Source organism: Paenibacillus macerans, assembly GCF_050565405.1.
GTDB lineage: Bacteria > Bacillota > Bacilli > Paenibacillales > Paenibacillaceae > Fontibacillus > Fontibacillus macerans_B.
Genome location: NZ_JBNYYG010000013.1, coordinates 85,134 through 110,121 on the forward strand (window position 1 = coordinate 85,134; position 24,988 = coordinate 110,121).

At 56.3% G+C, this 24,988-nt stretch carries 22 protein-coding genes and 1 pseudogene; 3 read left to right on the plus strand and 20 right to left on the minus strand.

What is annotated here, in order from left to right; genetic code table 11:
* Nucleotides 1-74: 74 nt before the first annotated feature.
* Nucleotides 75-1,313 (minus strand): beta-ketoacyl-ACP synthase II, encoded by a 1,239-nt coding sequence (gene fabF / locus ACQ4N8_RS10920; protein ID WP_430704383.1) that lies wholly within the window; start codon nt 1,311-1,313, stop codon nt 75-77.
* A 160-nt stretch (nt 1,314-1,473) separates the two neighbouring features.
* Between fabF and ACQ4N8_RS10925 the strand changes: the two genes are divergently transcribed.
* A complete protein-coding gene (locus ACQ4N8_RS10925) occupies nt 1,474-2,322 on the plus strand; it encodes a helix-turn-helix transcriptional regulator (protein ID WP_430704384.1) in 849 nt (282 codons plus the stop codon).
* 89 nt (nt 2,323-2,411) lie between these two features.
* On the plus strand, nt 2,412-3,386 hold the full coding sequence (locus ACQ4N8_RS10930) for an iron-hydroxamate ABC transporter substrate-binding protein (protein WP_430704385.1): 975 nt from the start codon (nt 2,412-2,414) through the stop codon (nt 3,384-3,386).
* An 85-nt stretch (nt 3,387-3,471) separates the two neighbouring features.
* On the opposite strand, the gene ACQ4N8_RS10935 is transcribed toward ACQ4N8_RS10930, so the two are convergent.
* The 7 genes from ACQ4N8_RS10935 to ACQ4N8_RS10965 all read right to left on the minus strand — a co-directional run bounded on the left by ACQ4N8_RS10935 (nt 3,472) and on the right by ACQ4N8_RS10965 (nt 10,070).
* Nucleotides 3,472-6,273: a glycoside hydrolase family 3 N-terminal domain-containing protein gene (locus ACQ4N8_RS10935; RefSeq protein WP_430704386.1), complete on the minus strand. Its 2,802-nt coding sequence runs from the start codon at nt 6,271-6,273 to the stop codon at nt 3,472-3,474.
* A 380-nt stretch (nt 6,274-6,653) separates the two neighbouring features.
* Nucleotides 6,654-7,094, minus strand: coding sequence for a VOC family protein (locus tag ACQ4N8_RS10940; RefSeq protein ID WP_430704387.1), 441 nt, complete (start codon nt 7,092-7,094; stop codon nt 6,654-6,656).
* Nucleotides 7,095-7,126: 32 nt separating this feature from the next.
* A complete protein-coding gene (locus tag ACQ4N8_RS10945; RefSeq protein ID WP_430704388.1) occupies nt 7,127-7,438 on the minus strand; it encodes a hypothetical protein in 312 nt (103 codons plus the stop codon).
* Nucleotides 7,439-7,473: 35 nt separating this feature from the next.
* Nucleotides 7,474-8,100, minus strand: coding sequence for an NUDIX hydrolase (locus ACQ4N8_RS10950; protein ID WP_430704389.1), 627 nt, complete (start codon nt 8,098-8,100; stop codon nt 7,474-7,476).
* A 27-nt stretch (nt 8,101-8,127) separates the two neighbouring features.
* Entirely contained in the window at nt 8,128-8,586 is a 459-nt protein-coding gene (locus tag ACQ4N8_RS10955) for a YdeI/OmpD-associated family protein (RefSeq protein ID WP_430704390.1), read from the minus strand.
* A gap of 209 nt (nt 8,587-8,795) precedes the next feature.
* Nucleotides 8,796-9,299: an N-acetyltransferase family protein gene (locus ACQ4N8_RS10960; protein WP_430704391.1), complete on the minus strand. Its 504-nt coding sequence runs from the start codon at nt 9,297-9,299 to the stop codon at nt 8,796-8,798.
* Between the two features lie 150 nt (nt 9,300-9,449).
* Nucleotides 9,450-10,070 carry a class I SAM-dependent methyltransferase gene (locus tag ACQ4N8_RS10965; RefSeq protein WP_430704392.1) on the minus strand — a complete coding sequence of 207 codons (621 nt, stop codon included), beginning with the start codon at nt 10,068-10,070 and terminating at the stop codon, nt 9,450-9,452.
* A gap of 291 nt (nt 10,071-10,361) precedes the next feature.
* On the opposite strand from ACQ4N8_RS10965, the gene ACQ4N8_RS10970 reads away from it, so the two are divergent.
* Nucleotides 10,362-11,072: a hypothetical protein gene (locus tag ACQ4N8_RS10970; RefSeq protein ID WP_430704393.1), complete on the plus strand. Its 711-nt coding sequence runs from the start codon at nt 10,362-10,364 to the stop codon at nt 11,070-11,072.
* A gap of 79 nt (nt 11,073-11,151) precedes the next feature.
* Here the strand turns inward: ACQ4N8_RS10970 and ACQ4N8_RS10975 are convergent, their stop codons facing one another.
* The 12 genes and pseudogenes from ACQ4N8_RS10975 to ACQ4N8_RS11030 all read right to left on the minus strand — a co-directional run.
* The gene (locus tag ACQ4N8_RS10975; RefSeq protein WP_430704394.1) at nt 11,152-12,150 is read right to left on the minus strand and encodes a hypothetical protein; all 999 of its coding nucleotides are present in this window, start codon (nt 12,148-12,150) and stop codon (nt 11,152-11,154) included.
* A 128-nt stretch (nt 12,151-12,278) separates the two neighbouring features.
* Entirely contained in the window at nt 12,279-12,872 is a 594-nt protein-coding gene (locus ACQ4N8_RS10980) for an HAD family hydrolase (RefSeq protein WP_430704395.1), read from the minus strand.
* On the minus strand, nt 12,869-13,888 hold the full coding sequence (locus ACQ4N8_RS10985) for an ABC transporter ATP-binding protein (protein ID WP_430704396.1): 1,020 nt from the start codon (nt 13,886-13,888) through the stop codon (nt 12,869-12,871). The genes ACQ4N8_RS10980 and ACQ4N8_RS10985 overlap by 4 nt, the downstream gene beginning before the upstream one ends.
* Nucleotides 13,881-14,945, minus strand: coding sequence for an ABC transporter ATP-binding protein (locus ACQ4N8_RS10990; protein WP_430704397.1), 1,065 nt, complete (start codon nt 14,943-14,945; stop codon nt 13,881-13,883). The genes ACQ4N8_RS10985 and ACQ4N8_RS10990 overlap by 8 nt, the downstream gene beginning before the upstream one ends.
* A gap of 53 nt (nt 14,946-14,998) precedes the next feature.
* Complete coding sequence (locus ACQ4N8_RS10995) at nt 14,999-16,225, minus strand: ABC transporter permease (RefSeq protein ID WP_430704398.1); 1,227 nt, start codon at nt 16,223-16,225, stop codon at nt 14,999-15,001.
* A gap of 4 nt (nt 16,226-16,229) precedes the next feature.
* Nucleotides 16,230-17,228, minus strand: coding sequence for an ABC transporter permease (locus tag ACQ4N8_RS11000; protein WP_430704399.1), 999 nt, complete (start codon nt 17,226-17,228; stop codon nt 16,230-16,232).
* A gap of 149 nt (nt 17,229-17,377) precedes the next feature.
* A complete protein-coding gene (locus tag ACQ4N8_RS11005; RefSeq protein ID WP_430704400.1) occupies nt 17,378-19,360 on the minus strand; it encodes an ABC transporter substrate-binding protein in 1,983 nt (660 codons plus the stop codon).
* 108 nt (nt 19,361-19,468) lie between these two features.
* A complete protein-coding gene (locus ACQ4N8_RS11010) occupies nt 19,469-20,500 on the minus strand; it encodes a LacI family DNA-binding transcriptional regulator (RefSeq protein ID WP_430704401.1) in 1,032 nt (343 codons plus the stop codon).
* A gap of 282 nt (nt 20,501-20,782) precedes the next feature.
* On the minus strand, nt 20,783-21,307 hold the full coding sequence (locus ACQ4N8_RS11015; RefSeq protein WP_430704402.1) for an HXXEE domain-containing protein: 525 nt from the start codon (nt 21,305-21,307) through the stop codon (nt 20,783-20,785).
* 171 nt (nt 21,308-21,478) lie between these two features.
* Nucleotides 21,479-22,216: a sulfite exporter TauE/SafE family protein gene (locus tag ACQ4N8_RS11020; protein ID WP_430704403.1), complete on the minus strand. Its 738-nt coding sequence runs from the start codon at nt 22,214-22,216 to the stop codon at nt 21,479-21,481.
* A 120-nt stretch (nt 22,217-22,336) separates the two neighbouring features.
* Nucleotides 22,337-24,340: an alpha/beta hydrolase family protein gene (locus ACQ4N8_RS11025; RefSeq protein ID WP_430704404.1), complete on the minus strand. Its 2,004-nt coding sequence runs from the start codon at nt 24,338-24,340 to the stop codon at nt 22,337-22,339.
* Between the two features lie 424 nt (nt 24,341-24,764).
* A pseudogene (locus tag ACQ4N8_RS11030) lies at nt 24,765-24,988 on the minus strand (hypothetical protein); the annotation flags it as partial.

Sequence of the window (24,988 nt, forward strand, 5' to 3'; positions counted from 1 at the left end):
CGCGTCCACAAAGTAAAGCCCCAAAACGAAAAAAAGCCGAGCCCCGCCATTCAGACGCGAGGCTGGCTTGTGTCTTATTCATGAAATCTGCGCAAGACAATGACCGCATTGTGGCCGCCGAACCCAAACGAGTTGGACAAACCGATATCGAGATCGGCCCGGTGCGCTACGCCCGGCACATAATCAAGATCGCATTCCGGATCCGGAGTCGTAAGGTTGATCGTCGGCGGTATGACTCCCTCGTTCAACGATTGTATCAAGGCGATCGCCTCCGCCCCGCCGGCCGCCCCGAACATATGGCCGGTCATCGACTTGTTGGCCGTAATCGGAACCCGTTTGGCGTACTCGCCAAACGTTTTTTTGATTCCTTTCGTCTCGCCGAGGTCGCCGACCTGGGTGCTCGTCGCGTGGGCGCTGATCACGTCCACCTGATCAGGAGACAGTCCCGCCGACGCAAGCGCCCGCTTCATCGCCTGATAAGCGCCCTCCCCTTCCGGGTGCGAGGCTACGACGTGATACGCATCGGAGCTGGCGCCGTAGCCGATCACTTCGCCATGGATCCGCGCTCCTCTCCGCAGCGCGTGCTCCAGCGATTCCAGGATGACGATGCCGGCGCCTTCGCCCATGACAAAGCCGTCACGGTCCGCATCGAACGGCCGGCTGGCTTGCTCCGGCGCTTCGTTTCGCTTCGATAACGCCGTGGAGTTCCCGAAGCTCGCCAGCGCCAAGGGATGCACCGCCGCTTCCGTGCCCCCGGCGATCATCACGTCGGCTTCGCCGCTCTTGATCAACCGGAACGCCTCGCCGATCGCCGTATTGCCGATCGAGCAAGCGGTAACCGGCGACAACGTTGCGCCCAAGGCGCCGAAGCGAATGCTGATCTGCGCCGCCGCCATGTTCGAAATCATCATTGGCACCAGGCTGGGACTGACTCGGCCCGGTCCACGGTTTTCCAACACCTTCACGTTCTCCGCCAGCGTTTCGATCCCGCCGATCCCCGAACCGACGTACACGCCGAATCGTTCCCGGTCCAGCTTCTCCGGCTGCAGCCCGGCGTTCTGCACCGCCTGCTCGGCGGCATACATAGCGTATTGGACGAAACGGTCCATCTTGCGCGCTTCCTTCCGCCCGAACAAACCCTCGGCATCAAAATCCTTCACTTGTCCGGCGATTTGCGTGCCAAACTCCGACACATCAAACCGGTCAATCTTCGAGATGCCGGATTGCCCCTCTTTCAAGCGGCTCCAAAACATATCCACATCATTACCCAGCGGGGACAAAATCCCCATCCCGGTGATCACGACCCGTTCCATTTATAGCCCTCCTTCAGGCACCTGTGCATCGATTCTTCGCACGCTGCGCATTTCGTACTTATGATCCCTATTGTACCCCCCAAATATCCTATTACAAGTTTTTAGTTATCCTAGTATAATTGGTAATACTATAGACAGAGAAGGAGGCGAGCTTAACGATATGAGCACGGAACCAAGGCTGGAAGCCCTATCCGAATTCCTGAAAACGCAACGCGCCAAGCTGCATCCCCATGCATTGGGTTTACCTACGGGAGCGAGGCGCCGGACGCCCGGCTTGCGCCGCGAAGAGGTCGCGCAATTGGCCGGCGTCAGCACGACCTGGTACACCTGGCTCGAGCAAGGCCGGGATATCAAGGTATCCGCTTCGGTGCTGGATGCCATTGCCGGTGCCTTAAGGCTGAATGCCGACGAACGCAAATATTTGTTTGACCTTGCGCTCGACAACGGGTTTCATCCCGATTTGGTCGCCGAGAAGGAACCGGTGATCACCCCCTCCCTGCATAAAATTTTGCAGGAGCTGAAATATTGCCCGACCATCATCTCCGACCGCCACTGCCATATCGTCGGCTGGAACCCGGCGGCCGCGCACGTGTTCGTGGATTTCCGCCGCATTCCGGACCAGGAGCGAAACTTGATTTCTCTCGTGTTCGCCAAAAAGGAGCTGCGCTCCCTGGCCGTCAACTGGCCGCATTTCGTGAAGGGGTTCCTGGCCATCTTCCGCGCCTATTACGGCCAATACGTCGCCGATCCTTGGTATTCGCGGTTCATCGAGGACATGACGAAACGCTACCCGGATTTCAATGATTTATGGAACCAAAGCGAAGTGAGCGCCGCGCCCGAGGTAATGATCGAATTCCGCCACGCCAAAGCCGGCAAAATGCTGTTTAACCTGACCTCGCTGCAGGTTCAGGGAGATGCGGACCTGCGCTGCAGCATCTATACCCCGATCGAAGGAACGGCCACGGAGGGCAAATTGAAGAAGCTGCTGGAGGGTTCCGCTCAGGATTAACTTCTAATTTTAAAAATAGTTATTGTGATTTTGTGTGATATTGATTATCATTATCATAAATATCAATTATCGCAGAAGGAGAATCACAAATGAACAAGCTTCTCATGCCTATCCTGTTGTTGTTCGCGCTCGTGGTAAGCGCCTGCGGCAACGAATCCGCTCAGCAAGACAATCAAGCGGCCGCAAACACGGCGGCGAACACAGCAACGGACACGGCAACGAACGCAGCGGCGAACAACGCAGAATCATCCGGAACCGTCACATACCAATCCGAGAACGGCCCTATCGAAATTCCGGCAAATCCGAAACGGATTGTCGCCTTGACCAACGCTCCAAACGTGTTGGCCTTGGACGGAAGCCTTATCGGGGTTGACAAATGGACAAAGGATAACCCCCTGTTTACGGACAAATTAGCGAACGTTGCTACCGTATCGGAGGAAAATCCGGAGCAAATTTTCGCGTTGGAGCCGGACCTCATCATTGCCGGGTCTCACATGAAGAATCTCGACAAGCTGAAAGAGATTGCGCCAACGATCATATATACGTGGGGCAAATTGGACTATTTGACCCAGCAGGTGGAAATCGGCAAAGTGTTGAACAAAGAGACCGAAGCCCAAGCGTGGGTAGATGATTTCACGACTCGCGCCAAAGCCGTAGGCGAACAGATTAAAGCCAAAATCGGCGCTGACGCTACCGTATCCGTTTTTGAATACGACACGCAAAACTTCTATGTATTCGGGAATAACTGGGCGCGGGGTACGGAGCTTTTGTATCAGATGATGGAATTGAACATGCCGGAAAAAGCGAAGAAAGATGCCTTGGGGCCGGGCTACTATACGCTGTCGAACGAAATTCTTCCGGAGTACGCCGGGGATTACATCGTCCTTAGCCAAAACAAAGAGGCCGTCAACGACTTTTTGCAATCCAACACCTGGAAGAATATCCCGGCCGTCAAAAACGGGCGCGTCATCGAGATCGACACGGCGGCTTCATCGTACAGCGACCCGATTACGCTGGAATATTTGCTGGAAATCTTTAAGGAAGGGTTCCTCTCCTTGCCTTAATGGAATGATTAATACCTGCCTACTCTGTCTATCCACAGAAAACGGGATGAGCCTAGCTATCACGCTTAGGGCTCATCCCGTTTTTTTATTTCATCAACTCGATCCAGCCGATTTCCAGGCCGGGCTTGATATAATCGAACTTCAGCTCGTAATAGCCTTCCGTCAGCTCGAATCTCAGCAGCTTTTCGGTAATCCAGTTGCCGTCCGTTCCATTGGTTTGCACGGTGGTCAACAGCTCGCCGTTCAGCACCAGGTTGCAAGCGGATTGGGACAGGTTGGTCGCCGCATACCGCATATTGGCCACGATGCTGTAAACGCCGGCTTCGTCCACCCGCACAACGACCGAATCATTTGTTCCCGGAACGATCTTCGCGCTTTCCGTTTTGGACAACGCATGGATTCCGGTTCCCGCCGGGGCCTCCAGGGGGTGGCTTTGGGCATGGAATACGAGGATTTCGTCCGGCTGCTTCGGCTCGCGGGCGAAGACCGGGGCATTCATGATAAACCGGCAGATATTCATGGCGCATCTTTGCAGTTCACCTACCGTGAGCGTCCCGTTCGCCAACGCTTCCAGCGTATTGTCGCCCCGCGAATTGATCTCCGCCCCGTTGTTGTTGACGACCATGTACAGATCGTTTTGAGCGCGCACCATGAACGACGTATTTTTCAGGTCGGCCGGGCCGCCTTCGGCGCAATCGTTCATGACCGCCCACCAATCCGTCATGACGATGCCTTCATATCCCCATTCGTTACGGAGAATGGTCGTGTTCAAATCGTAGTTGGAAGCGGCCCAATGGCCGTTCACCGGATTGTAGGAAGTCATGATCGAAGTTGCCCCGCCTTCTTTGACCGCCGTTTCAAAGCCTTTCAAATAGATTTCCCGCAAAGCCCGCTCGGAAACGACCGTATCGACCTTGGACCGCGCCTGTTCCTGGTTGTTCCCGGCAAAATGCTTGACGGTAGCGGCCGAACCGCCCTTTTGGATGCCGCGGGTGACAGCAGCCGCAAAACGGCCGGTCAAATACGGATCCTCGGAAAAATATTCGAAATTTCGGCCGTTAAGCGGATGGCGATGAATGTTGATCCCCGGTCCAAGCAGCGTATCGATTTCGTTCTGCAGCAGCTCTTCTCCTTCCATGACGTACAGCGATTCCACCAAGTCCACGTCCCAGCTGGAGGCCAACAAAGTGCCGATCGGCAGTTGGGTGGCCTTCAAGCCGCTGTCCATGCGGATGCCGGATGGGCCGTCGGCGGCGCAGGCGACCGGAATCCCGAAATCAAGCAGGCTGTCGCCGACTCCGCCGAAAGCGGCCGCCGTCCCCGGCGTTACCTTCGGGCTGCTCATGCCTTCGCCTCGAACGATCGTGGCCAGCTCCTCCGAGCTCAACTGGGCTACGAACTCCTCCAGGCTGGCCTTTCCCGCCTGAACGTCCTTCAGCACAATCCCCCGCTTCCCCGTTTGCGGGTAGGTTGCCGGTAAACCGCTTTCGATGCGCTGCTGCAGCGAAACGGTGCGCCGCGGCGCTTCCTCGTAGACCATTTCATAGGTGCCGTCCGGCTTGCGGCTTCCCGGCTTCAAGCGCGTAAAGCTTTCCACCGGAGCCAAGGCTTCGTTCAACCGTTCAACGACCAATAGCTCATTCAGCACGAATGCCGGTTGTCCATCGAAGCTGATCCTGTCGAGCGCGCGAATGCTGTTGCCCGCGTAGAGCTCATAAGCCCCGGCTTCCAGCACGTAACACGATTTATGTCCCGTCGCTCCCCCGTCGTCATAAGACGCCATCGTCTTCACCGGCAGGCGAAGCGATAGAACTTCCGTCGCTCCCGGCTGAAGCAATTTGGTTTTGGCAAAGGTCCCCAGGACTTTGACCGGTTTGCCCAGCTTCCCTTGCGGCGCTTCGCAATACACCTGAATGACTTCTTTGCCCGCATACGTATCGCCGGTGTTCGTCACCGCCACTTCGAGCTCAAGCAGCGCGTTCGCCCCTTCGCCGGATCTTTTGGCCGACTCCACCTTCCAGGTAAAGGAGGTAAAGGACAGGCCGAAACCGAACGGAAATTGCACTTTGTCCGGGCAAAAGGTTTCGAAATACCGGTAGCCGACGTAGATGTCTTCCTGATACAAATTCCGCGTCTCCCCGCCGAAATTCGCCGTCGAAGGATAATCCTCGATGCGATAGGCGATCGTATTCGGCATCTTCCCGCTAGGGGTTACATCTCCCGACAACAAATCCGCGACCGCATGGCCGCCGAGCATTCCGCCCTGCCAAACATATAGTACGGCCCGGATCCGGGCCTGGTACGCTATATCCTCGATCCAGCTCATATCGATCACGTTCGCTACATTCATCACTACGGCGACTTTCTCAAAATGCCGCGTCACGGCCGCCAGATTTCGGATCTCCTCCGCCGTCAACCGATAGCTGCCTTCCGTATCGGCATTATCTTTATCCTCGCCCGCCGTCCGGCCGATGATGAAGATCGCTTTATCCGACGCTTGTCTCGCAGCCGCGACCAGCTCGTCCGATAACGGCATTTCCTTCTGGCACCAAGGTTCGGCAGCCCAGCCGCCCCCGCCGTTGTCAAACGGGTTTTCGCCGATCCACGCTTCGTATTGCTTGGCCAGTTGCTCGTTGACCTGGATTTTGGGATTTGCGCGGAGCCCCTCCAGGATATTGACAACGTATTCAACGTTCACGGCACCGCCGGACCCTGTACCGCTGCGGTAATAATCGATTTGGCATCTTCCGAAAACGGATACAACTTCATGTTCCCGAATCGGAAGCATCCCGCTTTCGTTTTTCAGCAGCACTCCCCCCTCCGCCGCCGCAATTCTGCCGTATTCGGCGAATCCCCGTAAAGGAATGCCCAGCTTGGATTTGTTCATCTCTTTTGTCCTCTCCTATCCGTTTAAAGCTCCCGAACGGGATATCCCGTCGAAGGTCCTGCCTTTCACTATACCAAAACAAGCCGGTTGTTGGATAGAATAACGTGCATATGGCCAAAAGGATCAGGCGAGAAATATATACGAAAAAGCGATGCACATAAGGAAACGTAGGCTCCATGACTGACACTTAATATATCTAAAAAAAATTTCGCTCCAGGGGATTTCCGGATCGTCATTTCGATAGGACGGTTTACCGTCCAGCGCTTTTTTTCGACTCACCGGCCTTCCTCCGCCAGCACGCTCATCAGGATCAAATCGTGGTAGACTCCGTTCTTGAATACCTTTTGGCGCAGCTTCTTTCGCTTGAAAATGAATTACGGCTAAAAGCCGGGTTTCAACTCGTCCTGCGAATCCCAGATGGACCAGGAAGCCTCCAACAAGTGGCCTTCAGGATCGCGGAAATAAAAATATTTGCACTCGCCGTCGCCCAAAACATGGATGCCGTCCGCTTCTACGCCGTTCGCCGTCAAACGCCGGTAAGCCTCGTCGATATCCGGCGCGTACAGGGTAAACAGCGGAAACGGCTTTCCGTTCCGCAAGATTTCCATGCGCTGCTTATCGGCAGTGTGAATTAACAGCAAAGCGATGGCCTGCATATGGGGATGATGGAGCACGGCGAGCTCCGAGCCGCGGTCCGTAAATCGGTTGACCAGTTTGAACGACAGCAGGCGGGTGTACCACGCTACGGAAGCGTCTAAATCGGTTGTCGGCACATGGACGTGACCGATCCGATGAAACAGGTGCTTTTTTCCCAAAAACACTTCCTCCTCTTTACACCGGTTGGATGGACGGGTTACGCGAACAAATTCGCATAAATGATGATCCCGATATAAGGAACGACCCATAACAAGGGCAACAGGTTCCACCGAACCGCCGGCTTGTATTTACCTTTGGCGAAAAAATACCAGCTGAGCAGCAAAGCCAGCAGTAATCCGCCGGGATACAGCTGAAGATAATAAAAAAACGCTCTCATTCCCCAAGCGACGGCGCCCGGCGAGTGAAACAGATAAGAAGAAATACCTAGCACCACCAGCCAAGCGACCGAGAACAATGCATAGACGATTTGCGACAAAATCAAAAAGATCAGGGTGCCGCGTTTGGACATGTTGGGCGACCGCCTTCCTTGCAGAATGTTAGAACCTAATCAAACCAAACCTCGGTTTCGTGCCGCAATGAGAACATGCGTTGCACCTGCTTCAGCGTGTTTCTTTCCGTGGAAAGAGGCGGTACTTCATCCCTGCCGAAAAAGCCGACCTCCAACGTCTCCAGGCCGGGTTCCGCCTTCCCGCCTGCAATTTCGCATAAAATAAACATTTTATAGACGTGGAACGCTTCCGGAGGGTGCTCGTGAAATTTCTTGTCCAATACGCCAAGCATTTTGACGGGAACGACTGTAAGTCCCGCCTCCTCCTTGACTTCCTTTACGACGACCTCTTTCGGGGATAGGCCAATGTCCGCCCAGCCCCCCGGAAGCGCCCAGGCTCCGTCAATCCGCTCCTTCACAAGCAAAACCCGGTCATCCTGAAACACCACGCCGCGGACGTCCACCTTCGGAGTGGCATAACCGGTTTCGCTGGCGAACAGCGCCCGGACCTTCTCCGTTTCCACCTCCGTATACCGGTTCATGATGTCCACGCTCATTTCCCGCAGCATTTCAAAGCGCTCGAGATCGTAAATATCCTTCGAGTAGGCAAGGCCCGCCTGACTGATCGCCTGAATTTGTTTCGCCCACTCCAACCACTGCAATTGCGAGATCGAATCCGCCATAACATCCTCTCCTCTCGTATCCTCTCTTCAATCCGACTTGCGAAGGGCGTTGATGATTGCGTTGATGCGGCTGACCCTGGTTTCCGGCTTTTTGGCGCCAAGCACCGACTCGACTTGATTTTTGCGTTTCGTATAAGACAGCTTGCCGAATGCCTCTTCCAGTCCGTTCATGCTTAATTCCTTCCGAAGATCTTCCGGAATAGGAACGACCCGCGGCTCCTCATCCTTAGTAATCGTGACTCCGAGCCTATCTCCTGGCTTCTTTCCTAGCTGTTCCCTTATTTTTTTAGGAACCCCGAGGCAATGTTGGGCCATCCCCATTTTGGCCAATGATCCTCGATATTCCACGCTGTCGTCGAAAACAGCCCTGACTTTGACTTGCCCAAGGGTATCGAATTCCTGCTTTACGGAATAAGGAAACAGAATATAGGCGGCATCCATGCCCTCATGCTGCAACATTTCCGTTTGGAAGCGGTAGGTCTTCATCTCGAATCGCTCCTTAAATCCATTGTACGATCGTACCGATCAAGTAGGCGGCGGAAAAATATACCGATATTTTACTAGGTTTCCGGCCATAAAGATAGTAACGAGGCGGCGAAACAAAAGGGATACTCCGATTAGCTGCCAGCCAGCCCGGAATATCCCTTGTACTGATTACGTCTAAGGCGTCGACGTTTTTTCGTTGCCGTGCTTAGTTAGATTTTCTTCACGTATTTGGACATGTTCGTGCGGGTATCGAACAGGACTTCTTCTTTTTCCTCGGTATACGCGAATCCGTTTGATTGATAAAATAGCGTGCCGATGCCGTTCTCACGCTCGCACCATGCGTATATTTCCACCAGCGAGGGATTCATGCGGATCAATTCTTCCAGCAGTTGCTTCCCGATCCCTTTGCGTTGGTGCTCTTTCAGGATATACAGCCTGGTCAACTCGCTAACCCCGTTCTCCGGCTCCGACAATTGGCCGAACCCGACGATCTCCTGTTCCCACTCGGCAACCAAAAACTTGCGAGTCTTGCTCGTCTCATCCTGCGCAATGCTCTGTTCCAAACTGCTCTTCGCATAAGCATGATTCAAGAACGTGGCGATAAATAGCTCCGGGTAAATCGTTTCATACGTGCTGTTCCAGGTTTCTACAGCAACCTCGCGGATGCCGTCGATATCGTTCATCCGTGCCGGACGGATCAGCAATGAATCCATCAGCTTCAATCCTTTCTCTCTGTAAATAACTTGACCCAGCCCTAGGTTCGCCCTATCTCCAGCCGGGTCGCATGCCTGATAAGAACCTGATAAAAACGGTTTGCCACAAATCTATGATACACTGCCGCCGACGGGGAATGCTACCCCGAATCAAGAAATCGCTTTCTTTTTAACAATGTAATCGACGAAGCCTTGTCTGATGCGTTCCCCTTCATATATTCTTTCAAGCACCCTGTCTTCTTTGTATAAGATCTCCATATTCCTGAACAGCTCGTCAGGTTCCCCCGGCTCGTAATAGGAATGGATCACCGGCACATCGTCGTCGAACTGCTCATGCTCGTGGTTTCCGACGTCGGGGCCTTGTCCGCAGCGAAAATCGTTCGTGGTCAGAAAATTGACGAACATTAATCCTCCGGGCATCAGTACGCGGTCCATTTCTTGCAAAGATTGCTTGACCTCAGCTTTGCGCATATGGAAAATGGAGTTGTAAGAGTAAACGAAGCCCATCGATTGATCGGGGAAATCCAGCCGCCGCATATCGCCCTGACGGATGTTCAGGTCCTGGCCCTTCGCACGGCCGTAGGCATTGGCGATTTCGCATTGCGCCGGGTCGAACTCGATGCCGTACGTTGCGTATCCGTAAGCCTCAAACAAACTTAAAGGGGGCATGTCGCCTCCCGCGCCGCAATCGAGGATCCGCCGGGGCATCTCCGTTTCCTGGCAATACATTAAATAACGGTACAAGGGCACTTGTTTGAAAATATCCAGCATGAATGTCACACTCCGCTATGCAATATTTTTCACATAAGCAATCAAAAGAGTTCAGCTCCTCATAATTATATATTAAATCGGAGATAGACATGGAGGCCGCTTGGAATTTTTTTTGAAATAAACAAGGATTGGGGCGAAGTTCATGAAAAAAGAAGGGCTCCTTGCCGGACTGGATGCAAATTAGTATAGCAGCCAAGCATTCCTTTTTCGTTTTGCCCCTTTTTTAATACCGGGTTAAAAAACGACTGCTATGCTTGTGAAGATCAATAGAAATCAGAGGAGGCAGTGAACATGCTGGAGAGCAACGTCAATTGGCGGGAACTGGCTTACCATTATATCCCGCGAATGCTGATCGATGAACACGAACCCTTCCGTCCCATCCGGGTCGGGGTGTCGGTGCTGACGGAAACCGGGCCTTCCCCTTCGTTCAAGCGCATGCTGGAAGTCGACGGAAAGCGCGTCGGAGCCGTGATCGAATATGCGGTATATTGGGATTACGATATTACGCATCTCTATGATCTGGAGCATATGTGGATTTACTTGTCGCCGCAGGGGGCCGTCGTCGATTGCGAAGCCAGCTTCCACGGCACGTATTTGAAAGGCGTTGCGCCCGGCAAAACGAACGTTGGACCCGACGGACGCATCAGTTTGTACTGCCAGCCGGGTAAACACGCCTACTCGCCTATGCGCGAGCTGTTCGACCTGCTGCCGAGCCTGCATGAAGCGACCGGCCCGCATGCGGGCAAAGACGGCGTGCTCGAACCCGAGATGCTGCACGGCACGTTCAAAACGCTGCCCGATGCCGACCAACTCGCCGCCGAACACCTTCGCGGCTTCCGCTTCGAGATGGCCGGCACCTATATGCCGTTCGAATGGACCCCCGACATGCTCGTGTCCTGGGAGGAATTGAAACGGGAAATTCCATCCCGGATGAAAGCCCTGCTGAATTCGCTGCGCGAGCAGAAGCAGTCGGGAGAGGCTAGTCCGGAATATATCGTGTAATGAGAGAGCGCAACACTCGGAAAACAAAAACCTTCCGGACCGCGGAAACCCGGGTCCGGAAGGTTTTTTATCATGAGGATCAGCGATAAAGGTTGCGGATGTAGTCCCGGGCAAAATTCCCGAGGTTGCCGAAGTAAATCGAGATGAGCTTGGCCGGATCGTTGGCCAGTTCGCCGCCCAGCAGGTCGCCGCCGTCGTTCTGATCGTCCCAGCCCCAAGGAGCGTTGGCGCCGCCTTGGCCATTGTTGCCGTTGAACGCGCCCCAGCCGGAGAACGTTTGCGGGTCGTTGCGGTGATCCCAGAAGCCGCCTGCGGCAAAGGTGTCGACGAGCTGATACTTGACGTCGCGATCGTTGCCGTTTTCCGGCGCTTCGCCGGCGCCGCGGCTCGGATAATAGTAGACGACGTCCGTATTCGAGTAGTTGGAGCCGTCCCACGCCTTGATGCCGTGCGCTTTCGCTTCCTGGAAGGTCACCGGATGATCGGCTCCGTCGTAGCCCTGGAAGCGGACTGCGCCATCGATCGTCTCCTGCCCGTTCGTGAAGCTGGCGGAGTCCGGTTTAAAGGAATAGAAATCTTTGTGGAACGTCGTTACCATCGCTTCCAGTTTGCCGTATTCCGAACCGTCCTTGCGGACGACCGACAGCAGGCCCTCCATGTCGTTCTCATGCTCGTCGAGGCCGAGGAACGGGAAATCCGTCCAATCTCTCGGGTGATAGAAGCTGTACAAAATGAACCAGTGCGTCGGCGTTTCCACGATCGAATAATAAGCCGTGCCTTTCAGCCGGCTCGTATCCACGGCCTGGTTTTCCCAGTTGTTCGAGGCATTCCAGTCGCCGTCGAAGTCGATGGCGGACAAATAATCCGCGTCGTAATCCGTGCTGTCCGTATCCTGAATATGCACCGGCGCCCACCGGTAAGCCAGGTCGAAATCGCCGGCCGCCTTTGTCGTTCCTGCCGGAATCATTGCGCCGGTCAGCGCAAGCGTCAGCATCAATGCGGAAAGAATCGCTTTCTTCGTCCATGTCGTCCGTCTTTGTTTCACTTTGGTCCAATCCTCCTCTTCATCTCCATCCATGATTTGTCCAACCTTCGGTCATGCGCTCGCTTTGCCGTTTCTTCCATATGCGCGATCTGGATGATTACGTTCCATCGTTACCCTTACCGTTTCCGTGCTTGCTCGATACGCTTGCGGCCTCACCCCCCTCAAAAGATATTTGCTGCGTATCGTTTCTCCGCTTCCGCGTTAAGCCGTTCCGCCAGCTCGAGCAGCTCCAGCGGTTCGTGAATGACATAATCCGGCCGTTCGCTGTCATCGTTGGGAGTATGCGGGTATCGCGGCGTCCAGGCCAGGAACACCGAGGTGATTCCCAGCGCGTTGGCCCCTTTCACGTCGCGGCTCAGGTTGTTGCCGACCATCACGATCCGGCCGTAATCGGCCTCGGTCAAATCCAGCGCGCCTACGGCTGCTTTGAACATGCGGCGATCCGGTTTGCTGACCTTGATCGTTTCCGAATAAATCATCGTATCGAAATAGTCGTAGATGCCGTTTTCCGTCAAAATATTTTTGAAGGACTGCGCCTGCCCGTCCGCGACCAACGCCAGCGTATAGCCGCTTTCCGCCAGCGTGCGTACCGTTTCTCCCGCGCCGGGGATCAGCTCCGCCTGCAGCACGACCTCGTTCTCGTCCTTGATCTCCGTGCCTTCGTTAATCAGCGTGTCGCCGCAGTCGAGGAATACGATCAGCGTTTTCCGGTGCATTGCATCGGCCGGGAACACGGGTTCATGTGGCTTCGTCATAGAATCGCCGCCTCCTTTGATTCGGATTGGACGCCTTCGAGCGCGAGCTCGGAGGCGTAATGGCAAGCCGCCAGGCGGCTGGTCGAAACCTCGCGCAGCGCCGGCGCTTCCGCGCTGCAGCGTTCCGTGCGGAAGCGGCAGCGCGGATGGAACGGACAGCCGGAAGGCGGGTTCGCCGGATTCGGCACCTCGCCCTCCAGCAGAATGCGCTCGTGTTTGCCGTCCGGATCAGGCACCGGCACGGCGGAAAGCAGCGACTCCGTATACGGGTGCAACGGACGCGCGAACAGCTCCTCCTTCGGCGCCAGCTCCACGATCCGGCCCAGATACATCACGGCCACCCGGTCGGAGATATGCTCGACGACGGACAGATCATGGGAGATGAAAATATAAGTCATCTGCAGTTGCTCCTGCAGGTCTTTCAGCAAATTGATGATTTGCGCCTGGATCGATACGTCCAGCGCGGACACCGCCTCGTCGCAGATCACCAGCTTCGGCTCGGTGACGAGCGCGCGGGCGATGCCGATCCGCTGCCGTTGGCCGCCGGAGAAAGCGTGCGGGTAGCGGCGGAGGTACGCCGGGTTCAGGCCGGTTTTCTCGGCGATGGCCGCCACCCGTTCCTCCAGCTCGCGCCGGCTCAGCTTGAAATTGGCCCGCAGCGGCTCGCTGATGATATCGAATACGGTCATGCGCGGGTTCAGCGACGAATACGGATCCTGAAAAATCAGCTGAATATCCTTCCGCAGCCGCTTGAACGAGGACTTGTCCGCCGACAGAAAATCGATCGTTTCGCCGCTGCCGGTCGTGTACATCACGCGGCCGGCGCTGGCCTCAAGGCCGCGGGCGATGCACCGGCCGAGCGTCGTTTTGCCGCAGCCGGACTCGCCGACCAGGCTGAACACCTCGCCGCGGTTCACTTCGAACGAGACGTCCGCGACGGCGCGTACGGGCGATGATTTGCGTTCCCCGGGATACTGCTTCGATAGCTGTTCCACATGCAGCAGCACGTCAGTCATGGTTGATCGCCTCCTCCTCTCTCTTGCGCTCGCTTTCGCCCTCGTAGAGGAAGCAGCGCACTTGATGATCCGCGGCCACCGTCGTCTCCGGCACGTGACGCCGGTTGCAGACGCCTTCGATCCGCTCGGGGCAGCGGTCATAGAAGCCGCACATCGGCGGCAGATCCAGCGGCAGCGGCACCGTGCCCTCGATCGAGGCGAGCCGCTCCTTGGCGCTGCCGATGCGAGGCACGGAGCGCAGCAGGCCCTTCGTGTAAGGATGCTTCGGGTTCCGGAACAATTCCTTCACCGGGGCGCGCTCCACGATGCGGCCCAAATACATGACGGCGACCTCGTCGGCGGTTTCGGCCACGACGCCGAGGTCGTGCGTAATGAACAGGATCGCCATGCCGAGCTCCCGCTGCAGCTGCTTCATGAGCTCCAGCACCTGCGCCTGGATCGTCACGTCCAGCGCGGTCGTCGGCTCGTCGGCGATCAGCAGCGAAGGCCGGCACGACAGCGCCATGGCGATCATGACGCGCTGCCGCATCCCGCCCGAGAATTCGTGCGGGTACTGGCGTAGCCGCTGCTCGGCGTTGCCGATGCCGACCCGCTCCATCATGTCGAGGGCGATCCGCTGCGCTTCGCGGCGATCCCGGGTGCGGTGCAGCAGCACGTTCTCCATGATCTGATCGCCTACCGTATGCAGCGGCGACAGCGCGGTCATCGGCTCCTGGAAGATCATCGACACCATGCCGCCGCGCACGGCGCGCAGGTCTTTGCCGCCCGGCTTCAGCCGCAGCAGGTCGAAGCGCCGGCGCTCGCCGCCGGTACTGCCGGCCTCGAACCCGGCTTCGCCGGCCGCGCCGTCCGGCGCCAGCCAAATCTCGCCGTCCAGCTCGGCATGCTTCGGCGTCAGCGCCAACAGCGCCCGGCCGGTGACGCTTTTGCCGCAGCCGGATTCGCCGACGAGCGCCAGCGTCCGGCCGCGGCCGATCGTCAGATCGACGCCGCCCACCGCCTGCACCAAACCTGCGCCGGTACGGAAGCCGACGCGCAGGTCTTTCACCTCCAGCATGGGCGGCTCCTCCCGTCCGGACGGGCGGTCCGTGTCTCGACAGGCAATGGCCGTTACATCGGCATCGGTTTGCTGTTGTTCCGGTTGAACCATTTCCGCTTCTCCTTTCGTTTGGCCGATTTCAATCCGCCTTCATGGCTGTAAGGGTCCGCTGCATCGCGCAGCCCGTCCCCGAAGAAGTTGAACGCCAGAACGGCAACGATGACGAAGAGGAGCGGAATCAGCTTCCACGGATACAACGCCACGTTTTCGATCTGCTGCGCCTCCTGCATCAAGACGCCCCAGCTGGTCGCGGGCGAGCGGATGCCGAGCCCGAGGAAGCTCATCGCCGTTTCGCCGATGATCATCCCGGGGATGGCCAGCGTGGCCGCCACGACCAGATAACTGATAAATCCGGGCACCAGATGCACGAAGATGATCTTCAAATCGCCGACGCCGGCGATTTTCGCGGCCGTCACGTAATCCTCGGAGCGCAGCGCGATGAATTTGCTTCGCACTACCCGCGCCAGGCCGGTCCATTCGATAAACGCCATGATGACCGTAATGTAGAAGAACATCTCGATGACGCCGATCCTCGGAGGGATCGCCGCAGCGAGCGCCATCCACAGCGGCAGCGTCGGAAAGGAGCGAACGATATCGATGAACCGCTGAATGACCGCATCGACGCGTCCTCCCGCATACCCCGAAATCCCGCCGATCAGCAGGCCCAACACGAAGCTGATCGACACGCCTACCAACGGAACGGTCAGCGACACCTGGCTGCCGAGCACGACCCGGGAGAACAAGTCCCGGCCCATGCCGTCCGTTCCGAACAGGAACACCCGGCCCGGCTCATCGACGCCGAACAGATGCACGTTCGTTTGAAACAACCCGAGGAACGAGTAAGGCTCGCCGCGCACGAACAGTTTGAGTGGATACACCTGCGAAGAATCATCCACGAACCGTTTGCGCAGCGTTTCCGGATCCCGTTCCGATTTCATGCCGTACACGAACGGCTGCAAGTGGAATTTCCCCTCAGCGTCGACGAAGCGGATCGCGGTCGGAGCGCTGTTCATATACTCGCTGCTGTAGCTCTCCAGCCCTTGCGGGGCAATGAACGGTGCAAACAACGCCGCGGCGTACATCGCGAGCAAGAGACCCGCGCTGATCCGCGCCAGCTTGTGCCGCTTGAGCTCGCGGTACATGAGGCGCCAATGGGACGCCGCCTGGTCCGTTCTCGCCGCCCGGTGGCCGCGGGCGTTCAGAAACCGGTGCATGAGCGCTTTTGCCATAGTCACCATGCGCCTACGCCCCCTTCCGTTCCAGCCGGATGCGCGGATCGAGCAAGGCCAGCAGAATGTCCGAGATCAACGTACCGATCAAGGTGAAAACGGCCATCAAGAGCAGCCAGCTCCCGGCCAGGTACATGTCCTGGCTAAGCAGCGCTCTGTGCATGACCGGCCCCTGCGTCGGGAGGTTCAACACGATCGCGGTGATCGTCGAGCCGGTAAATATCGTCGTCAGCGACCAGCCGATCGTACTGATAACCGGATTGATCGCCGCCCGCATGGAATACTTCACCAGGATGCGCCATTCCGCCAGCCCTTTGGCCCGGGCGGTTACAATGTGCGGCTTGGTCATTTCATCGAGCATTTGACCGCGCATGACGCGAATCAGTTCGCATGTATTGGAAGTTCCGATCACGATGACCGGAATGATCATATGCTTGAGCAGGTCCAACCACTTGGCGTAGCTCCACGGCGCTTCCGCAAATTCCGGGGAAAACAGGCCCAGCATCGGGTCGCCCCATAAGCGGAACGACAGGAACATCAAAATGATCGCAAACAGGAAATTCGGCGTCGCCATGCCGAGGAATCCCGCCCCGGTGGACAAATAATCGAACCAGGAATACTGCTTCACCGCGCTGAGCACGCCGATCGGAATCGCAATGATGTACGTAAACACCATGGTGAATATCGAAACAAGCAGCGTAATGCCCATGTATTGCCCGATAATGTCCGAAACCGGACGATTATAGCTGAGCGAATAGCCGAAGTCGCCTTCGGTGAGGATGCCCCAGATCCAGGTGAAATACTGGGCATACCAAGGCCTGTCCAGGCCGTAGGCCTCGCGCAGCTGCGCCAGCGCCTGGGCGTCCATAATTTCGCCGCTGGTGGACATTTTCGCGGCGTACCCACTGATAAAGTCGCCCGGCGGCAATTGGATGATGAAAAACACGATCATGGATACGACGAGCGCGACGGGAATCATCACCAGCGTTCGGCGTGTAATATATCGAACCATTGAGCGTTGGCTCCTTTCGGTCATTCACTGCAAAAGCCAAGAAGGGAGCCCGGCGTATGGGCGGCTTGATGTTGTCAGGCTCCATTTCGGGCTCCCCTCAGGCATGCTGTTGTTCCTTGCTGCTTGTCTCTTCGTTCGTGCGCTTTAGCTTACTCCAGGAAGAATTGGGCCGGATGCGCGTGTCCCAGACCGCGGAACTCGTCGGAGAACACTAGCTCTGGCACGTTTTTCAGGTTGTTTTTCGCCACCACGAGCACCGGAGTCGGTGCCGTATAGCCGATCACCCATTGATTCTTTTGATGCAGCTTGATGATTTCGTCCGTCCACTTCTGCACTTCTTCTTTCGTTTTGGACGCCTTGACCTTATCCCAATCCTCCAGGATTTTCGCTACGTCGCCCTCCGGCTTCACGCCTTCCTTGCCTTGCGAAGACGTGTACAGGCCGTAATGGCCGAACCATGGCGTTATGACGCGAAGCGGCACGAGTTCGTCCGGACGGAAGGCCACGTTCACCACGGTGACCGTTTTGACCGACACCGGGATTTTGTTCGCGTACTTGAGGTCGAAGAAGCTGCCTTGATCGACGATTTTCACGTCGGTCTTGAGGCCGATCGCCTCGTAATATTTGCGGACCAGCTCGATGAATTTCTCGTTGTCCGCCGCATCTTCCTGATAGATCGTCAGCGTCAGATCGGACCCGTCCCCGAAGGTGCGGAATTTCTTCTGCGCGTCCCATTTCAGGCCGATTTCATCCAGCAGCCCGGAGGCGCGGTTCGTATCGTATTCGACCCATTGCCGCGACCAGCCCTCTTGTTCGTTGGGAAGCCCGGCCGGTACCGAAGCCTGGCTTGGCTCGCCGAGACCGTTCGTGATGATTTCCGACACTTCCTTGCGATCCACCGCTAGCGACAGGGCCTCGCGGAACCGGATATCCTGGAACAGCTTCCGCAGTTTCGGATCCTCCGTCGTTTGGTTCAACTGCACGCCGGTGCTCGACCAGCTTGGCGTCGTCCACGGAATGACGCGGTAGCTGCCTTTCTGCTCGTTTTCCTTCAATACCGTGAAATCAGTAAAGTCAAACGTCGACGCTTCCACGTTGCCGGCCATCATTTCCAGCAGCTTATGGCTCTTGTCCTGCATTTTGGTCAAGACGATACGGTCCATGTAAGGCAATTGGTTGCCTGCCTCGTCCGTTTTGAAATAGTAAGGGTTGCGCTCCATGATGAAGCGATCGCTGTTCATATCGTTGGACGCTACCCAAGGGCGCAGCGTCGGGCGCTGCGGGTACAGCCAGTAATAGTAGCCCGTCCAAACGCCGAAGTTCTCCAAATCCTCGAAGCCGTATTCCTTCGCTTTGGCCAACGCGGCTTCCTCGCCAATGAATTCCGGAAGAATCGTCTTGTAGTAATGGGCCGGCGCAAAAAACCACTTGTTGTCGATGGCCAAACGCTCCAGGAACATGACGTTGGAGTGTTTAAACTTCACTTTGACCGTGTAGTCGTCCACTTTGGTCACTTCCGCGCGCGCTTTCTCGCCCGTTACCGGATCCACCGAGTAGTAGCAGTCGTACAGCGCTTTGCCGAAGGTTTCGGGAATCAGCATATGCTCCCAGTAAAAAAGCACGTCGTCCGCCGTAAACGGCACCCCGTCCGACCATTTCATCCCTTTGCGGAGGTAGATGGTATATTCCGTCGCATCCTCATTGACATCGTAGCCTTTCGCTACGTTCGGCTCGACGCCGGTGCCCTCCTGATTGAACCGGAACATGGCTTCTTCGGTCACCATGCCGATGCCCCATTTGTCGTCCGGACCGTTCCAGGGATAATGCCACTCGCCGCCGTATTTTCCGACTTTCTCGACGACCGGTTCGATCATAATGTCTTCCTTCTCCGGCATGCGTTCCTCCACCGGTTTTAGCGTGCCGGCCTTGACCAGCTCCGCCAACATCGGCGCTTCGTTCAGTCCGGCCGCACCAGCCGACACGACCGTCGTGCTCGTGGTTTGCGCCGCCGCGTTCTCCGGCTGCTTGTCCGTTTCACCGGCGCTGTTTTGCGCTCCGCTGCCGAAGCAGCCGGATAACAAAGCAGCGGTCAGCACCAACGTCATCCCCATGACAGATATCTTTTGCCGCAACAAAATCTCCCTCCACTCTCATGATCAAACTTAATCTATTTTCACGCTGACCCTTTGGCTTAGTGACCGGATCAGACGGGAAAACCGTCAACTTCTACCGAAGCCCGCTTAGCGCGATCCGCTCGGGACCGGTCCGCAGGAAGCCCGCTCCACCAGCTTGCTTTGGATGATCACTTGCTTGACCAGCGTTTCCTTGGCCTGCAGCTGCTCGATCAGCAGCTTGGTCGCCTCCTGACCGAGAATCTCCCCGTTCAGCTCGATGCAGGTCAGGGGCGGGTTGAATTCGTTCGGGTACACCGTGTTGTTGTTGAAAGCGATCACCGACAGGTTGCCGGGAACGTCGAGGTCAAGCTCAGCCGCGGCACGGTATACACCTAGGGCGATCTGATCGGTATCGGCGATCACCGCGGTAATTTCCGGGTGTTTCTGCAAAAACCTCTTAGCCGTGCTGTAGCCATATTCGACCGAGCTGACCGATTCGTCGCGGAACACCGCGTAATGCTCATCGGGAGTCAGGCCGATGTTGGCGTAAGCTTGAAGATAGCCGGTTTTCCGGTCCTGGCTGACCGTGTGCTTCTTCACCGCATTCACCAAAAGAATGTTCCGGTGGCCTAACGACAGCAAATAATCGGTGGCCGTTTTTGCAGCCAGGATGTTGTCGTTGTTCACATAAGACAGCTTCGCTTCGTACCTAGTCGGCGGCTTGCCGATGATCGTCATTACCCGCTGGCTGGCGAACCTCTCCTGAATCCGGGGATCGACCGCCATCGGATCGAGGATAATCTCGCCGTCCACCGGCTCCGAGGTCATTTGCGTGACCTGCTTCCGGTATTCGTTCGGCAGCGTGTCGATCAACAACCGGTAACCCTGCCGGTTGCATTCCTTCAACACCCCGTTGAAGAACGAAATGTTGTACTGGCTGAATTTGACTTTCTCGCTGTCCATCACCACGCCGATGATCCGCGTTTCCTTGGTGACCATGCTGCGGGCAAAATAATTCGGCCGGTAGTTCAACTGCTCGGCCGAGATCAATACCTTCTTCCGCACCGCTTCGCTGATCGCCCGTTTGCCGCTGAACACGTTCGACACCGTGCTTTTGGACACGCCTGCCACTTTCGCCACATCGCTCATATTTGTCATTCGCGTTTCCTCCGCTTCCATTCCAAATGTTAAACTAGTTTTGTAAATGGGATATTTCCCCTATGTTTACTTTCACGTCTTTTTAGGTAAAGTTGGTAAACGGAAGACGGCGGATTGTGTAAACTAGTTTTATTCGCGTCGCAGGGACAAAAAAAACCTCGCCGGCATGGCGAGGTTGCGTTTAGCGGAAATATGTACGGGGGTGTTTGGGTTGGCAGCGCTTGGCGTACCGAACACGAAAAACTGCACTTTCGCAGGAATTCCTTGGAATCGCTTTTTAAGTTACGGGGATTTCACCCATCGTTTGCCCAACTCATGGCCGATCAGCACGAGCGGGACTACCAGCAGCCCTACGGGAACGCTTAGCAAAATCTCGCCCCACGTGATTAGGCCCTCCGACAGCAGGCGCACATACAGAAGCAGCGTATACGGCAGCACGACCAGTACGGCGGTCACCACGCCCGGCGTGTACATTTTCAGATACAGCGACTGGCCCACGTGCGTGAACACATGCAAAAAGAACAACGTATTAAAGGATAAAAAAACAAAGAACTTCCCTTGCTCCGCAGCCATCAGCGTAAACGGAATGAACACGACGAATTCCAGCAACACGGCCACGGCAAACTGGCTGCTGGTGATGTCGAGCATCTTCGTTAACGAGCGCTTCAGGCCCGCCGGAACCGATGCCGCCACCTTATGCCGGTTTTGCTTCGCCCAAGGCCCCACCCAAATGATTTCCTCCATGTCGTGGATCACGAAAGCGACGATAAACAGCCAGACCAGCGATTGGATGCTTAAGTTCTCCACTCCATCAACCCTCCTTTCGCACGGGATTCCAACCGACGGCAATTTCCCTCTTTGCCTCGTTTTCGATTCGAAGCTCCTTTTTTAATAAAAGGCTTGCCCCGCCGTGAGCAAAGCCAATAATCCGCCGTCCCTCTCTGGCCGCCGTGATCCTGTTGTCTTCAGTCAGCAAACCTACCCCGCCAACACGCCAAGGATCGTCCACAGTCCGGACGCGATGATCAGCCACAGGGCGATTCGTTTAAACAGCTTCTCGTTCAGCTGCTTCAGCACACGGATGCCGATAAACACGCCGATCAGCATGCCGGGAACGAACCATGACGTATAGACGAGCGCTTCCCGGGTCAGCAATCCGCTGTAAAGATAAGTCAAGATCGTCACGATATTGAGGAAAATGCCGTACACCGTAATATTTGCCCGGAATGTCTCCTTGTCCACCCCTTGGTTCGATAAAAACAAGGCAACCGGCGGCCCGCTCATGGAGATGCTCCCGTTAAGCAGCCCGCTGAGCGCGCCCACAGGCAAATAGGCCAGCTTGTCCCGCTTGACCGGAAACGACTTGCCCGACAGCAGCAGCGCAGCTACGACGATAATGACTGTTCCCGTCGCCAGCTTTAAGATATCCCCGTCCATGATCAGCAGCAAGTACGTCCCCAGCGGAGCGGCCAGCAGGCTGGAGAGGATCAGGATCCAGATTTTTCGGATGTCGGCGTGCTTATAGCAGCCCGTGAACACTATGATATTGGTGCACAGGCTTAAAATCACGACGATGGGGACGGCCTGTTGCAGCGGGATGATTTGGGCCAGAATCGGCGTAGCGATAAGCGCAAAGCCAAAACTCGTAAGACCTTGTATAAATCCGGCGGCCAAAATAACGACGGCGCCTAACGCGATAAGTACGGATAAATCCATGATGTCGGGCTCCTTCTGGCGTGAAAATAGCTGCTTGGCCATGCTCCGTTTACTTTACCACCCTCGGCCGGTTTCTTCCATGCAAAATCCTCCAAGCCGGCCGGAAGCCCGTCACCCTTTTCACTCCGCAGGGTGCAAGAAACGCTTGAACCATGCCGAGATTTCCGTCAGCCGGCGGATCCGGTGCTCCGGTTTGCCTGAACGGGACAACTCGTGGTTTTCGCCTTTGAACAGGCATACCCGCGAGTCTACGCCATGCATTTTCAAAGCGGTGAACATTTGCAGCGCCTCGGCGTACCAACAGCGGAAATCCTCATCGGAGTGAAGGAACAGCGTCGGCGTTGTGACCCGGTCGGCATACTTCAGCGGGGATTGCTCCCACATGCGCTCCACTCCGTCCCAAGGCGTCGAAGCCGTTTGGTCGGTGGCGAAATAATACCCGATATCGGTCGTGCAGCACATCGAAATCCAGTTGGAGATGGAGCGCTGCGATACGGCGGCGGCAAAACGATCCGTATGCCCGATGATCCAGTTCGTCATAAAACCGCCGTAGCTGCCGCCGGTTACGCCAAGCCGTTTCGCGTCGATCGCGGGATAAGCCGCCAGCGCCCGATCGGTAAACACCATCAGATCGTCGTAATCGATCGTCCCGTAACGGCCGCGAATATCGGCGAAATCGTCCCCCCGCCCGTCTCCGCCCCGCGGGTTGCTGTACAGCACGAAATACCCTTCATTCGCCCACAGCTGCATTTCATGGAAAAACACGGTACCGTAAACGGTTTTCGGCCCGCCGTGGATGTTCAGAATGGCCGGGTAGCGGCGGCTTGCGTCGTAATCCTTCGGCAGCAGCATCCACCCGTCGATCTCCACGCCGTCCTGGTTAACAAAGCTCAGCGGCTGCGGCACGGCAACGTATTTGCCCTGAAACGCTTGGTCGTTAAACCCGCTAAGCCGCGTTTCCTCCCCGGAGGATAGATCCAGCCGGTACAACTCTTGCAGCCGCTGCTCCCGCATCCCCACGAACACGAAGACGTCCCCGTTCTTCGCAAAGGCATCCATGGATCCTTCAGCTCGGCTGAGGAATTCGGTTTGGCCATCATACGAAATTTTGCAGAGCCGGGAACAAAAACGGTCGGTAACAAGACTATAGACGTCGTGCTCCTCCACCTTTAAGCTTCTGCCTTCGCCCAAGCGGCAGTCCGTGGCCACCGTGTTTCCGAGCGACAGATCGGGGTCGGCAAACCGGGTGATTCGTCCTTGCGAATCGATTCGGGAAAACGTCGGGTTTTCGTTGATCGAATATTTCCGGCGCTCCGAGGCGGCAAATATGATGTCCTCTCCCAGGAAGTCGGCCGAGCGGAACTGGTAGGTTCCGGCCGGAATCCGTTCTTCGGCCCGGACGGCGCCAACGTCATAGGTCCAGAGCGATTCGGTCAGCTCCATCCTGTCCGAAAACTCCGTTCCGGCGTACAAGAGCTGCGTTTGCTCCTTGTTGCTCCTCATAAAAGATACGTCGAACAGCTCGCCGGTCACTGGGGTCAAGCTCTCGGCGGCGGCATCATACAAATAGAGGCGGCTGCGCTTTTTGTTGGAGACTCCCTCTCCGTTATGCCAGAATGGAATTTCGTCCAGGACGGTATAATCCTGCTCGGCATCGTAAGCTTTGCGCGCGTTCTCCTTCTCTTCGCCGGCCAATCCCGAGAACGTGCGGTGCACGTGATCATATTTGGCGCGGACCGCCCAAAGGGCGCCTTGCAGCGGCAGCATCTCGCTCACCTGGAGCGGGATCGTAAAGGCCTTCAGCGCCTCGCCGCCATCCAGTCGAAGGGTATAGAAGTGAGTTTGAGGCTCAAGCGGATGAGGCTCTTGCTCATGATGCTCCCGGTTCGCTTGAATAAACAGCGTGTCATCGTCCAGCCACCTGACGGAGCCCACGTCGCCCATCCCCGTATACTGGCGCGCAACGCCCCCGGACACTTCGCTGATCCATAGGTCGGAAAGGTACCCCTTGTGCTCCTTATTGCTGATTTTTACGCAATACGCGGCATATTTGCCATTTGGAGAAAGCTCCACGCCCGACAGAAAGCGGTATCCGGTAAAACCGTTCAGCTGCAATGCTTCCATCCCTTCAACTCCTTATCCGGTGTTTTTTCCCATTCTACTACGCCGGCCCAGAGAACAAAAGAAGCGGCGGCAGATCACCACCCGCTGTCCGGTCGCTTTGCACGATTATCCCGTTTGATCAGGGGGTATGTAGTAGAGAAACAAACAAGCTCGGGAGAAGAACGTACTTTTGTGGAGAATCAGATAGATTCGAAATAATTAGACGGGCTTAGGGCAAAGAAGCAGGGTTAGGAGAAGGAAGCAAATTTAGGCGAAGTGAAACAGACCGGTCGGGAGATGAAGGACAAGGACACGAGGGAAACGAAAAGACCGTGATTTCTCTACAGCCTAAACCCTTCCGTCTGTGCAACGTCACACCGCTCATGCTAACCCACCAATCAAGTTGATCTGCATTAAGCTAACCCCCACCTTTCAAGCGCCTCGATCAGGCCGAAACCGCAAGCGGCTGATTCGGTTGGTGCGCGATCAGCCGGCGGTAAGGGATCGCCGGAATCCCCACACACATGCGCAGCAACGCCTGCCGCATCGTTTCTTCCGTTCCGGGTAGGCGCAGCCGGAGGCGAACGGTGTACTCGTTCAGATACGCCTGCAGATGCTTCACGCCCAAGGCTACATACGTACTCTTCAGCGATTCCCACGCCTCTCTAA

Bases quoted from the DNA above. Each gene is read 5' to 3' on its own strand.
- ACQ4N8_RS10985 (WP_430704396.1), bottom strand. From the start codon at position 13,888: ATGACTGACGTGCTGCTGCATGTGGAACAGCTATCGAAGCAGTATCCC.
- ACQ4N8_RS10935 (WP_430704386.1), bottom strand. From the start codon at position 6,273: ATGAACAAATCCAAGCTGGGCATTCCTTTACGGGGATTCGCCGAATAC.
- ACQ4N8_RS10930 (WP_430704385.1), top strand. From the start codon at position 2,412: ATGAACAAGCTTCTCATGCCTATCCTGTTGTTGTTCGCGCTCGTGGTA.
- ACQ4N8_RS10960 (WP_430704391.1), bottom strand. From the start codon at position 9,299: ATGGATTCATTGCTGATCCGTCCGGCACGGATGAACGATATCGACGGC.
- ACQ4N8_RS10995 (WP_430704398.1), bottom strand. From the start codon at position 16,225: ATGGTGACTATGGCAAAAGCGCTCATGCACCGGTTTCTGAACGCCCGC.
- ACQ4N8_RS10955 (WP_430704390.1), bottom strand. From the start codon at position 8,586: ATGAAGACCTACCGCTTCCAAACGGAAATGTTGCAGCATGAGGGCATG.
- ACQ4N8_RS10965 (WP_430704392.1), bottom strand. From the start codon at position 10,070: ATGCTGGATATTTTCAAACAAGTGCCCTTGTACCGTTATTTAATGTAT.
- ACQ4N8_RS10945 (WP_430704388.1), bottom strand. From the start codon at position 7,438: ATGTCCAAACGCGGCACCCTGATCTTTTTGATTTTGTCGCAAATCGTC.
- ACQ4N8_RS10970 (WP_430704393.1), top strand. From the start codon at position 10,362: ATGCTGGAGAGCAACGTCAATTGGCGGGAACTGGCTTACCATTATATC.
- ACQ4N8_RS10925 (WP_430704384.1), top strand. From the start codon at position 1,474: ATGAGCACGGAACCAAGGCTGGAAGCCCTATCCGAATTCCTGAAAACG.
- ACQ4N8_RS11000 (WP_430704399.1), bottom strand. From the start codon at position 17,228: ATGGTTCGATATATTACACGCCGAACGCTGGTGATGATTCCCGTCGCG.
- ACQ4N8_RS10950 (WP_430704389.1), bottom strand. From the start codon at position 8,100: ATGGCGGATTCGATCTCGCAATTGCAGTGGTTGGAGTGGGCGAAACAA.
- ACQ4N8_RS10975 (WP_430704394.1), bottom strand. From the start codon at position 12,150: ATGGATGGAGATGAAGAGGAGGATTGGACCAAAGTGAAACAAAGACGG.
- ACQ4N8_RS10990 (WP_430704397.1), bottom strand. From the start codon at position 14,945: ATGCTGGAGGTGAAAGACCTGCGCGTCGGCTTCCGTACCGGCGCAGGT.
- fabF (WP_430704383.1), bottom strand. From the start codon at position 1,313: ATGGAACGGGTCGTGATCACCGGGATGGGGATTTTGTCCCCGCTGGGT.
- ACQ4N8_RS11025 (WP_430704404.1), bottom strand. From the start codon at position 24,340: ATGGAAGCATTGCAGCTGAACGGTTTTACCGGATACCGCTTTCTGTCG.
- ACQ4N8_RS10980 (WP_430704395.1), bottom strand. From the start codon at position 12,872: ATGACGAAGCCACATGAACCCGTGTTCCCGGCCGATGCAATGCACCGG.
- ACQ4N8_RS11020 (WP_430704403.1), bottom strand. From the start codon at position 22,216: ATGGATTTATCCGTACTTATCGCGTTAGGCGCCGTCGTTATTTTGGCC.
- ACQ4N8_RS11010 (WP_430704401.1), bottom strand. From the start codon at position 20,500: ATGACAAATATGAGCGATGTGGCGAAAGTGGCAGGCGTGTCCAAAAGC.